The 13933-nt window shown below is 62.8% G+C and carries 1 protein-coding gene; it reads right to left on the reverse strand.

Annotation, left to right across the window (positions count from 1 at the left end):
* Window positions 1-99: 99 nt before the first annotated feature.
* Window positions 100-13812: a non-ribosomal peptide synthetase gene (locus tag C7T36_RS03995; RefSeq protein ID WP_045070848.1), complete on the reverse strand. Its 13713-nt coding sequence runs from the start codon at window positions 13810-13812 to the stop codon at window positions 100-102.
* Window positions 13813-13933: the final 121 nt, after the last annotated feature.

The raw sequence follows: 13933 nt of genomic DNA on the forward strand, positions 1-13933 counted from the left end.
CAATGCATCGGCAACCGAGTGCCATTGTTACAGCCGCGGAGTTGCCGAGCGCCGCATACCGCGAGTGGATATGAGTTCCACCACTCGCGGTACGTGAGGTCACCACGAGCGCGGGCTGTGCTCCTCGAGGACGTGTTCGAGATCCGGCAGTTCGCTGCGATCGATGCTTGCAGCGTCATCCACCGACAGCACCGCGTGTGTCACCCACTCGTCGGCCAGCAGGTCGTCGAGCGATTCGATGTCACTACCTGCCACCACCCACGCAGCACCCGCCGATGCAGCGAGCAGAATCGCGGGCACCCGTCCGCTCGCGTCGATCGAGCCGGTCTGCAGCACTCGCGACTCGACATCAACCGCGTACTTCTCGCTCCAGGTCGACAGGGTTGCGGTGAGTTCCCCGTACGTCTGCTCCCAGGCTCCGTCTCCGAACACCTGGAATGCGACGTCGTCAGCGGTGAGCGGGCGAATGCGGTCGGCGTAACTGATCGCACGCGTGGGTTCTGCGACCGCAGCGTCGAGTGTTTCCGGCGTGATCGTCACGACAGAGTCCGGAACCTCTCCGGCCTGCCCGACTGCAATCGCTGCCCCGGTCTTGACAATTGCCCAGCACGCCACTACTTCGCCTGCTCCCGATACGCCGGAGAGGCTCACGAAGTCTCCTGGACCGACGCCACCGTCGATGAGCAGACGCGCAAGCTGCGAGGAACGTGAATCGACTGCGGCATAGTCGATTTCCTCGTCGCCGACCACAACGGCGGGAGCTTCGGGGTCAGCCTCGACTGTCGACGCCAGCAGTTGGGGCAGGATGGCCGCGCTCGATCCACTCGGAGCGCTGGACTGAACTGCAGCGCCGAGAGCCTCGTCTTTCTCTGCTGCGGTGAGCAATTCGATGTCGCCGACCGGCCTCGATGGGTTGTCGGTGACCTGTTCGAGTACGCGAACAAACCGCTCCACGAACGATTCGACGGTTCCCTGGTCGAACAGATCAGTCGAGTAGATCCAGACGCCGGAGAGTCCGTATCCGTCCGCGGCGCTACTGAGCGTCAGTTGCATGTCGAACTTCGTGGTCGCCACAGGTGAATCGACTCCGCTGATCGTCAAGTCCGGCAGCGAGAACTCGGCTCCGCCAGCGGGTTCCAGCGACAAGATGATCTGGAAGAGTCCGTCGGCCGAGGCACCCAGCGCTTCGGACACTTCTTCGAACGGGAGGTCGGACTTCCCGAAGGCCTCCAGATCCACGTCGCGCACGGCAACTACCAGATCGTCGAAACTTGCTGCAGTATCTACCTGAGTCCGCAAGGCAAGCGTGTTCACGAACATTCCGACCAGATCGTCGAGCGCACGCTCCCCTCGCCCGCCTACTGCGGTACCGATCGCAAAGTCATTGGTTGCCCCGACGCGAGCAACCAATACGGCCAGTGCGGCGTGCACTGCCATGAAGGCAGTCGCATTCCGTTCGCGGGCGATCTCTACCAACCGGGCGTGGATCTGCTCACTGACGGTGAACTCGACGGCACCCGCTGCCGGTGACACCGCACTCGGACGTGGGCGATCCGTCGGAAGTCCGGCCATCGCGGGAAGCGCAGCAAGCTTGCCCCGCCAGTACTCGAGTTGAGCGGCAGCGACACTACCGATCTCGTCGGCCGTGCCCACGACGTCACGCTGCCACAGCGCGAAGTCCGCGTACTGCACGGTCAATGGACTCCACCCGGGAATGCTGCCTCGGGTCCGGGCTTCGTACGCGATCATCATGTCGCGCGCCAACGGCGCCATCGACTCACCGTCGGCGGCAATGTGGTGTGCAACAAGAGCAAAGACGTACTCGCCGGTCCCGCAGTGCAGAAGTTCCATCCGCACAGGTACTTCTGTGGAGACGTCGAATCCCGTCGACATCACAGCGGCGACGCGTGAGTACAACTCGGATGCGTCGGCAACGGCAACGACGGCGCACTGCGGCGCCTCGTCGACGTCGAGAATCCGTTGTGTTGGTCCGTTGTCGTCTGCCGGATAGAACGTCCGGAGCGACTCGTGCCGGTCGGTGACATCGCGCAGAGCTGCCCGCAATGCGTCGACGTCGAGGTCGCCGGTCAACCGCAGCGCCATCGGAATGTTGTACGTCCCTGCGGCCGTGTCCATCTGGTTGACAAGCCACATTCGTTGCTGCGCCAGTGACAGCGGCAACCGGTCCGGGCGTTCGGCGGCTTCGAGCGACTTTCGTCGACCCGACCCTACCGATGCCGCAATGGCCAGGGCCAGTGCTTCAACTGTCGTGGCGTCGAACAGCATCCGAACCGGAACGGTGGTATCGAGCGCCTGACCGAGACGGGCCGCGAGCCGCGTCGCGATTAGCGAGTTTCCGCCGAGTGCAAAGAAATCGTCGTCGAGTCCGACTCGGTCTACGCCGAGAAGATCGGCAAAAACAACTGCAACTGCCTTCTCGACAACGGTGAGCGGTTCGCGGTACTGCGCCGTGTCGAACACCGGCTCGGGCAGGCTCCGACGGTCGATCTTTCCGTTCGCGTTGAGCGGCACCGAGTCCAGGACGATGAACGCCGACGGAACCATGTACTCCGGTAGACGCTGCGCTACAGCGTCCCGCAGGATTTCCGGAACGATCACAGCGCCTGGGACGCCAACGACATAGGCAACCAACCGGTCGCCCACCGCCGAATCAGCGTGGACTGTGACGACGGCGGTCCCGACGGAATCCACAGCGTTCAAGGCAGATTCGATCTCACCGAGCTCGATGCGTAAACCGCGGATCTTGACCTGGAAATCCGTGCGCCCGATGTACTCGAGCTCACCGGCCGTGTTGCGGCGCACGAGGTCGCCGGTTCGATACATGCGCTCGCCGGCCGCCCCGAAGGGGTTGGCAACAAACCGTTCTGCCGTCAGGTCGTACCGGTTGCCGTAACCACGGCCGACTCCGATACCACCGACGTACAGCTCGCCGACAACTCCGGACGGAACGAGACCCAACCGTGAATCCAGCACATAGAGATCGATGTTCGGCACCGGTGAGCCGATCGGAACACCAAGCGTGTCCGCTGCCGTCGCCTGTTGGAACGACACCACATCCGACGCTTCGGTGGGACCGTAGCTGTTCACGATTCGAACTCCGCGCGAAAGCAGGTGCCCCAGACGGCTGACCTGTATCGGCTCTCCGCCGAGGAACACCACCTCGAGGCTTGCCAGCACGTCGTCTTCGTCGGAATCGATCAGAGCGTCGAAAGCACTGGGTGACATGTTTGCCGTCGTGACTCGCTCGTCTGCGATGACACGAAGGATCTCACTCGGGTCGAAGCCGGCGGGTGCGAGGTGCACACTTCCACCACTCGTCAGTGGTCCCCACACGTTCTTCTGCGTGAGGTCGAAACTCGGTGACGACGCCACTGCAACCCCGGCGCGTGCTGGCAGCGAAGAGTTATACCACGCAACGGTATTCGCTATACCTGCCATCGGAACGACGGTCGGCTTCGGTCGCCCGGTCGAACCGGACGTCGAAATGACGTAGCCGACTCGGGCATCCGCGCCGTCCTCACGCCAACGATCGACCCAACCCGGTGCGTCGGCAGCGACCACGTGCTCGTCACCGATCAGCACCACTGGGAGATCGAGGTCGGGCGTCTCGATCGCCACCACACACCGTGCCGCGATATCGGTGAGCAGTGCGCTCACCCGTTCTTCCGGAAGAGCAGGGTCGATCGGAAGATAGCCGGCACCGGCTTTCCACACAGCCACCATCGCTACGACCCACTGCCAGGACCTCGGCAGGATCAAGCCGACAACGTCGTCCGGACGGACGCCGGCGACGACGAGTTGAGCGGCCGCGACCGAGGACAGTGCATCGAGGTCCCCGTAGGACAATTCGACGTCACCGGCAACCACTGCGCACGCCGACGGATCGGTGTCGACGTACTGCGCGAACAACGTCATCGGTGACGCGTCGAGCCGGTCCTCGTCACTGCCCCGTGACCAGTCGAGAATCTGTGCGTGTTCGGATGTTTCGATGATATCGATGTCGCCGACCACCTGCGCCGAGTCGACTACTGCAGCATTAAGAACGCGGAGGAATCGGTTCGCGAGGGATGCGATTGTCGACTCGTCGAACAGGTCGGTCGCGTATGTGAACTGGGCAGTCAGTCCTCCGTTGCCTGACGACTCGGACTCGATCAAGGTCAGTTGCAGGTCGACCTTTGCCAGCAGGTCCGGCAACGCGAAGTCGGCAACGTCCAGATCCTGCAACTGCAGAACCGATCGCTGCAGGTTCTGGAACGCCAGACCGACCTGGAACAACGCATGCCTGGCCTGAGATCGCTCGGGGTTGAGAATCTCGACGAGCCGTTCGAAGGGGACGTCCGCGTGCGAGAACGCGCCGAGATCCGATTCCCGGACATGTCTGACCAAGTCTGCGAACGACGATTCGGGGTCGACCTCGGCGCGAAGCACCAGGGTATTGACGAACATACCGATCAGATCGTCGAGAGCACGTTCACCACGGCCGGCGGCCGGGGTACCGATCACGATGTCCGATGTCCCGGACAACCTCGCGAGCACGACCGCCAGGGCGCTGTGCACCACCATGAAGAGCGATGCATTGACCTCACGGGCCACTCGATCGAGACCCGCCCGGAGCTCGGCATCGATCGAGAAATCGTATCCGGCTCCGCGGTGCGATTCGATGCGCGGCCGCGGACGATCCGTCGGCAGATCCAACTGGTCCGGAATGCCGGCCAAGCGTTCCTGCCAGTACGTGACCTGCTCGGAGATAACCGATTCGGGATCGTCCTCGCTGCCGAGGATCTGCCGCTGCCACAACGCAAAGTCGGCGTACTGCACCGGCAATGGTTGCCACTGCGGCGACTGCCCTTGCGACCGTGCAACATACGCGGAGACGAAGTCGCGGATCAGCGGGCCCATCGAGAAGCCGTCACCGCTGATGTGATGGATCACAAAAACGAGGACGTACTCGGACTGGCTCAAATCGAACAATTGCGCTCGAACCGACGCCTCGTGAGTGACGTCGAATCCGGGAAGGATCACGCCTGCAACTCGATCGATAACCACGGATTCGTGAATGCGAACCGGCGTCAGATCCGGAACCATCCGGTCCACATCCACCAGTTGCTGATAACCGACGCCGTCGATCTCGGGATACACCGTTCGCAGAATCTCATGACGTTCGAACACGTCCACCAGCGCAGCCTGCATCGCCGCAATGTCCAGCTCTCCGGTCAGCCTGATGGCCACCGGGATGTTGTCCACACCCGAGGACGCGTCGAACCGGTTGAGGAACCACATGCGTTGCTGCGCAATCGACAACGGAACACGATCCGGTCGTTCCTGCGCCACCAGCGGCGGGCGGGCGCCCTTACCGGATTGCGAGTCGATAAGCGAGGCAAAGGATTCCACACTGGACGCGTCGAACAGCAGGCGAACAGGAACCGTCGTGTCGAGCGCCTCGCCGAGTCGCGCAACGACCTGAGTCGCGATGAGCGAGTTGCCGCCGAGCGAGAAGAAATCATCGTCGAGGCCAACCTGCTCGATGCCGAGCAGGTCGGAGAAAATCCGCGCGACCGCAAGCTCCGCCACGCTCCGTGGCTCACGGAAGGCAGCGATCTGAGCAACAGGATCGGGCAACTGCTTTCGATCCAGCTTGCCGGACGTGCCCAGCGGGAATGCCTCGAGCACAACGTGCGCCGTCGGGACCATGTAACCGGGCAGTCGTGCGGCCAGTGCTGTCTCGACCGATGCCCAGTCCACTACCGCGCCGGCGTGTCCCACAACGTAGGCAACCAATTGTTCGTTGCGCACTGCCACCGCAGCCGACGCAACGGACGGCTGATCGCGCAATGCTGCCTCGATCTCGCCCAGTTCGATCCGCAATCCGCGGAGTTTGACCTGGAAGTCGGTCCGCCCGATGTATTCGATCTCACCAACGCTGGAAACATCCCCCCTCGCTCCGCTCGACCGTTTCCACCGCGCCAGGTCACCCGTGCGATACAGCCGACTGCCGGAAGGTCCGTACGGATCTGCGACAAAACGATCTGCCGTGAGGTCCGGCCGACCGACGTAGCCGCGCGCCAACTGGATTCCCGCCAGGTACAGCTCACCCGAGACACCCACCGGCACCGGGCGCAGACGCGAATCCAACACCAGGACACGAGTGTTCCAGACCGGCGATCCGATCGGGACGATCTCGGAATCCGATGGCGTGACCTCGTGGAATGTGACGTCGACTGCCGCTTCGGTAGGCCCGTACAGATTGTGCAGTCGAGCCTGCGGAAGGAGTGTGCACAGTTCCTGCGCAACCTGCGGTGGCAGCGCTTCGCCCGAGGCAAATACCCGACGCAGAGCATCCGCTCCGCGAACTGCGGGTTCTGCGACAAACAGTTCGAGCATCGAGGGCACGAAGTGGACAGTGGTGACGCCGTGTTCCGCGATGGCAGCTGCGAGGTATGCCGGTTCCCGGTGTCCGTCCACTGCAGCAACGATCAACCGAGCGCCAACCTGCAACGGCCAGAAGAACTCCCACACCGACACGTCGAACGTGAAAGGCGTCTTCTGCAACACAACGTCATCGCCGGTCAGCCCGTACTCGGCCTGCATCCACACCAGACGATTCACGATCGCCCGATGCGAAACCGCAACACCCTTCGGCTTACCGGTCGAACCGGAAGTAAAGATCACGTACGCCGTGTTGTCCGGCCGCAGCGGTGCCAGGCGATCGGCATCGGAGATCGCAGCGTCCGAGTGAGCGGACAGGTCGATCGTGTCGACCTGAACAACCGGGCAAACCGACGTCTCGAATTGGTCCAGCGAGGTCGTGAGGACACAGATCGGAGCCGCGGTCGAAAGAACGTACTCGTTACGTTCGGTCGGCTGATCCGGATCGATCGGAACGTACGCGCCGCCTGCCTTCACTATCGCGTACATCGCGACAAGCAGGTCGAGCGATCGTCGCATCGACAATCCCACCATGGCATCGGGACCGACACCGATCGAGATCAAATGGCGTGCAAGACGATTGATCCGGGCGTCGAATTCCGCGTATGTCAGCGTCGTAGCGTCGAACGTGATTGCCGGCGCATCCGGTGTTGCCGACACCTGGGCGTCGAAGAGATCTACCAGGGTGGAGTCGGGAACACGACGCTCGGTCGAGTTCCATTCGACGAGCACCCGCTGACGCTCGTCGGCACTCGATACGTCGATGTCGCCGATGACAGCAGAAGTATCATCCGCCAGGGCGCGCAGAATCGTGACGTAACGCTGCGCAAACAGTTGCACGGTTGCTGCGTCGAAAAGGTCTGTTGCATAGTTGAACTGCGCAAGAAGGCCGCCCTGTGGCGCCTCGCTCACCGTCAGCTGGAGATCGAACTTCGCGACGGGCGATTCGATGTCCACGGCGGACACCGCAACACCGTTCATCGCTGCCGACTCCGGACTAGAGCCACCGAGGTTCTGCATTGTCAGCATGACCTGGAACAGCGGGTTCCGGGCCTGTGACCGTTCGGGGTTGATGATCTCGACAAGGCTCTCGAACGGGACGTCCGCGTGATCGAATGCGCCGAGATCGGTTTCACGGGCGCGGTGGATCAGGTCGGCGACCGTCGACGCCGGATCGATATCGGTTCGCAGTACCAACGTGTTGACGAACATTCCGATGACGTTGTCGAGCACTTGCTCACCGCGTCCGGCAACGGGAGTGCCGATCACGATGTCGGTGGAACTCGACAGCTTTGCGAGCAGCAGCGCAAGCGCAGAATGCACAACCATGAACAGCGAGGCGTTCGATGCCTGGGCGACCGCGTTCAAGCGCTCGAGCAAATCCGCATCAACGGAGAAGTCGTGGTAGGCACCCTGATTGGTTGCAATTCGGGGCCGCGGACGATCCGTCGGCAACTCGAGTTGATCCGGAACACCGGCCAATTGTGTTCGCCAATAGTCGAACTGCCCGGAAATCACCGAGTCCGGATCGCTCTCGCTGCCCAGGACTTCGCGTTGCCACAAAGCAAAATCGGCAAACTGCACCGGAAGTGGTTCCCACTGCGGCGCCGCTCCGGCCGATCGCGCACCGTATGCCGCGACGACGTCCCGAACCAACGGAAGCATCGAGAATCCGTCACCACTGATGTGATGGACGACAAATACGAGAACGAACTCGGAATCGGTGATCCGCAAGAGCGAAACGCGAATGGGCACTTCGGTGGTCACGTCGAACCCGGGCGCCACCACAGCGGCGACCTGAGCCACCACATCATCGGCGTCCACGTCGATCGGGGCAAGATTGATCAGACGAGCGGGTTCGAGAACCTGCTGGTAACCGACGCCGTCGATCTCGGGGTAAATAGTTCGCAAGCTCTCGTGACGACGCACCAGATCGTCGAGAGCGTCCTGGAGCGCGTCGACATCGAGTGTCCCGGTCAGCCGAAGTGCGGCTGGGATGTTGTCGACATTCGATCCCGGTTCGAAGCGGTTCAGGAACCACATGCGTTGCTGCGCGAGCGAGAGCGGCACACGCTCCGACCGGACCTGCGCGGTGAGCGGAGGCCGCGCTGCCGTGGTGGTTCCCGCATCGATACGGGCAGCAAGTGCCCCGACGGTCGGTGCGTCGAACAGGGTCCGCACACCGACGGTGGTGTCGAGCCTCTGTCCCAGCCGCGCAACAACCTGAGTCGCCATGAGGGAGTTACCCCCCAGGGCAAAGAAATTGTCACCCAATCCCACCTTCTCGACTGCCAGAAGGTCCGAGAAGACCTGAGCCACAGCAATTTCGGCACCCGTGACCGGCGCCTGGAACTCGGCACTACGAGCCACTGGATCCGGCAACTGCGCACGGTCGAGCTTGCCCGAGGAGCCCAGTGGGAAGCTGTCGAGCACCACATGAGAGGCCGGAATCATGTATGCGGGCAACCGCTGCGACAACGCATCGGCGATATCGTCCCAGTCGAGGCTGACGCCCGCTGCCGGCGTCAGATACGCCACCAACTGGTCGCTGCGAACCAGTACTACCGCCGCGGATACCGCGGGGTGATCGCGTAGAGCCGATTCGATTTCACCGAGTTCGATGCGCAGTCCGCGCAGCTTGACCTGGAAATCCGTTCGACCGATGTACTCAATCTCACCAAAACTGTTCCACCGCACCAGGTCACCCGTGCGATAAAGCCGCTGCCCGTTACCGGAGAAAGGATCCGCGACAAACCGGTCGGCGCTCAGATCGGGCCGCGCCAGGTAGCCGCGTGCAAGCTGAACACCGGCGAGGTACAACTCCCCCGCAACTCCGACCGGCACCGGATGCAACCGCGAGTCGAGCACCAGCGCCCGGGTGTTCCACACCGGCGCACCGATCGGCACACTTGCGACGTCGGATTCGGTGACCTCGTGGTACGTCACGTCGACCGCGGCCTCGGTCGGACCGTACAGGTTATGCAAGCGCGCAGCGGGAAGAACCGTCCGCAGCGTTGACGCCACCTGTGGTGTCAACGCCTCACCGGAGGCGAACACCCGGGTCAAAGAAGTACACGCCGCCACCGAGGGTTCTCCGACAAACACGTCGAGCATCGACGGCACAAAGTGCGCGGTGGTGACGCCGTACTCCGAAATGGCGGACGCGAGGTAGGCGGGGTCACGGTGTCCGTCCGGCTCGGCAACAGCCAACCGGGCACCAACCTGCAACGGCCAGAAGAACTCCCACACCGACACGTCGAACGTGAACGGGGTCTTCTGCAACACCACATCATCGCCGGTCAGCCCGTACTCCGCCTGCATCCACACCAAACGATTCACGATCGCCCGATGCGAAACCGCAACACCCTTCGGCTTACCGGTCGAACCGGAAGTAAAGATCACGTACGCCGTGTTGTCCTGCCGCAGCGGCGCCAGCCGATCGGTATCGACAAGCGCTGCGTCCGAGAACTGGGAAGTATCCAGCGAATCCAACGAGACAACCGTGGTGCTCGCTGTGAAACCGTCACGATCGGTGGTCAGCACGCACACCGGTCCGGCCGTCCCCAGAACGTACTCGTTGCGATCGGCGGGCTGATCGGGATCGACCGGCAGATAGGCCCCGCCTGCTTCGATCACCGCGTACATCGCGACAACCAAGTCGATGGACCGCCTGATTGCCAAGCCCACCAAGGTGTCAGGTCCGACGCCCATCGTCACCAGCATCCGGGCGAGTCGATGCACACGCGCCGAGAAATCGCGATAGGTCAGCAGCTCGTCCTCGTAGACGAGTGCCGTGGCGTCCGGAGTCCGATGCGCTTGTTCGACAAACATGTCGACCAGTGTCTTCTCCGGCACCTCATGGCCGGTCGCATTCCAGGTGCCGATCACCAATTCGCGCTCGTCGACGGTGAGCAGGTCGATGTCACCGACCACGATGGCCGGATCTTCCGCGACGACGCCGAGGAGCGCCGCCAACCGTGAGGCAACAGAATCGATGGTCGACGGATCGAAAAGATCTGTGGCGTAATCGATCATGATCGACAGCCCGCCGTGCTCGGGGTCTTCCCAGACGGTGAACTGGAGGTCGAACTTGGCCACCGCGGATTCGAGTTCGACGCCCGTGACCGTCAACCCGCCGATATCGGTAGCGCCGTGTTCACTCTGGCCGAGGTTCTGAAACGCCAGCATGACTTGGAAGAGAGGGTTGTGCGCCTGGGAGCGGGCGGGATCGAGGACCTCGACAAGGCGCTCGAACGGAACGTCCGTATGGCCGAAGGCATCAAGATCGGTCGCGCGAGCGGCTTTCAGCACGTCCGCGAACGAACTCGCGGAGTCGATCTCGGTGCGCAGGACCAGAGTGTTGACGAACATTCCGATCACATCGTCGAGAGCGCGATCGCCACGACCTGCGACCGGCGTACCGATCGCGATATCCGATGTAGCGGACAACCGGGCAAGCAGGACGGCAATGGCGCTGTGCAGCACCATGAAGACCGAAGCCTTGTGTTGCTGCGCCAACGATTCGAGCCGGACGAGCAAGTTCTTCTCGATCGAGAACTGGTGCGACGCACCACGGTTGGTTGCTACAGCAGGGCGCGGGCGGTCTGTCGGAAGTTCGAGCAGTTCCGGCATCCCTGCCAACTGATGCGTCCAGTAGTCGATCTGCCGCGAAATCAACGATTCCGGGTCGCTCTCGTCACCGAGAACCGACCGCTGCCACAGCGTGAAGTCCGCGTACTGGACCCCCAAAGGAGCAAAATCGGGCGCTGAACCCTGCGATCGAGCTGCGTACGCACTCACAACGTCGCGGACCAACGGCCCCATCGAGAAACCGTCGCCACTGATGTGGTGAACCACAAAGACGAGGACGTATTCCGAGTCTGCGACCTGGAACAGGCTGGCCCGCAAGGGAACCTGCGTCGTGACGTCGAAGCCCTCGGTGACAACGGCAGTGACACGGCCGATCAGGTCGGATTCCGGGACTACAACCGGTGTCACGTCCAGCACGACGTCCGACGCGGCGAGAACCTGTTGGTATCCGACACCGTCGATTTCGGGGTAGACGGTGCGCAGGCTCTCATGGCGCTCGACCAGATCGGTGATAGCGGCGCGTAGTGCCTCGACGTCGAGGGCGCCGGTCAGCCGGAGTGCCACTGGAATGTGATCGACGGCTGACGTGGAATCGAACCGATTGAGGAACCACATGCGCTGCTGTGCCAGCGACAGCGGTATCTGTGCCGGACGCTCCTGAGCAACCAGCGGAGCTCTGGTACCGCCACCGGCAGAATCGACTACCAGAGAGGCTAATTCGGATACGGTCGGAGCATCGAAGAAAGCTCGCATGTCGAGTTCCACGCCGAGTTCGGCGTTGGCGCGTGCCACGACCCGGGTTGCGAGGAGCGAGTTACCACCGAGGTCGAAGAATCCGTCGTCGATGCCGAGATCGTCGCGGCCGAGCAAGTCGGCAAAGATCGCGACCAACGTCTTCTCGACCGGGGTGCTCGGTGCGCGGTATTCGACAACCTGCGCTGTGAACTCGGGTGCCGGCAGAGCCTTGCGATCCAGCTTGCCGCTGGCGTTGAGCGGAAATGCCTCGAGTTCGACAAACAGCGACGGGACCATGTAGTCCGGCAGGCGCCCGCCCAATTCATCTGCAAGAGCGTCGGTGTCGAGTAAAACACCTAGCGCGGGAACCACGTACGCCACGAGGTTGTCACCAAGAGTCGCGTCGGAATGGACGAGAACAGCCGCCTGCGCGATTGCAGCGTTGTCGAGAAGTGCGGATTCGATCTCGCCGAGTTCGATGCGCAGCCCGCGCAGTTTCACCTGAAAGTCGGTGCGGCCGATGTACTCGAGGAGTCGCTGAGCACCAAGCCCGCGCCAGCGAACGAGGTCGCCGGTCCGGTACATACGAGCACCGGCCTCGGTGGGATGCGCAACAAACCGATCGGCCGAGAGATCAGGACGGGCGACATAGCCGCGCGCCAATTGGACACCGGCAAGGTACAACTCGCCGGGGACTCCGGGAGGAACCGCCCGCAGGGCGTCGTCGAGCACCAGTAGTTCGGTGCCGGCTACCGCGCGCCCGATCGGAACGGCCACCTCGTCCTGTTCGCCGGTGGCGTAGTAGGTGACGTCGACGGCAGCTTCGGTCGGACCGTAAAGATTGTGCAGCGCAGCCGAACTGACGTCGCGCAGACGCGCCGCCGTCTGCGCCGGAAGCGCTTCGCCGGACGCAAAAACGTAACGGAGAGTGGTGATCTCGGAAACCGTGGGTTCGGCGACAAAGACAGCCAGCATCGACGGCACGAAGTGAACGACCGTGACGCCGTACTCGATCATGGTGCGGGCGACATACGCGGGATCACGATGTCCGTCCGGCTCCGCGATGACAAGCGATGCACCGATCTGCAACGGCCAGAAGAACTCCCACACCGACACGTCGAACGTGAAGGGTGTCTTCTGAAAGATTACATCCGCGGCGGTGAAGGCGTACTCGTCCTGGCGCCACGCGAGGTTGGCGACGATCGCACCGTGGGCAACCCCGACGCCCTTGGGACGCCCGGTGGAGCCGGAGGTGAAGATGACGTACGCGAGGTTGTCAGCGCGCAGCGGTGAGCGCCGGTCGGTATCGGCGAGCGGCTCGGCGGAATGAACCGACACATCGGTCGTATCCATCTCGAGGACGGAAACACCATCCGGGAGGGTCAGCTCGTCAGTGGACACCGTCAGCACCAGGACCGGCGCCGCGACATCGAGGACGTAGGCCACGCGTTCGGCTGGATGATCGGGATCGAGTGGCACATACGCGCCGCCCGCCTTCACGATCGCGTACATCGCCACCAGCAGTTCCACGGACCGCCGGATACCGAGACCGACCAGTGTGTCCGGCCCGACCCCACGTCGGACCAGTTCGCGGGCGAGCTGATTGGCGCGGCCGTCGAATTCGGCATACGTCAGCGACGTGTCGCCGAACCGGAGTGCGATCGCGTCCGGGGTTCGCGACACCTGCTCGTCGAACAGACTCACCAGGGTTGTCTCGACAACGGTCGGCTCGTCGACGGCAACCACAGACGTGGCATCGGCAATCAAGGCGTCCACGACGCCACCGAGTCCGCCGTCTTGGGATGCGATCAGCTCAGGTAACACGGTGGAGATGACAACGGGGACGAGCGCGTCGGCCCCCAACGCGCCGCCCATCGCTGCGTCGAGGGTTGTGAGCTCGCTGTGTAGACGTTCGTAGCTGATATCCGTATCGCCGTGGGCAAGTGCGCGCCGGCCCGGTTCCACCTCGGCAACCGCTGCGATCAGTCTCGGGAGATCCTCGATCGTCAGCGACTGTGGTCCAGGTATTCCGACGGACATCTAGGCTTCCTCCAACTGACTGCGCACGAGCCGACAACAGCACGAACTGACAACACACGGCGGCACCGGTAAGGCACAGTGTGTGCCGTCCCGATGCCGCCCACTGGGCAAATACTGCATA

It is taken from the genome of Rhodococcus sp. AD45-ID, from assembly GCF_003023755.1.
GTDB lineage: Bacteria > Actinomycetota > Actinomycetes > Mycobacteriales > Mycobacteriaceae > Rhodococcus_F > Rhodococcus_F globerula.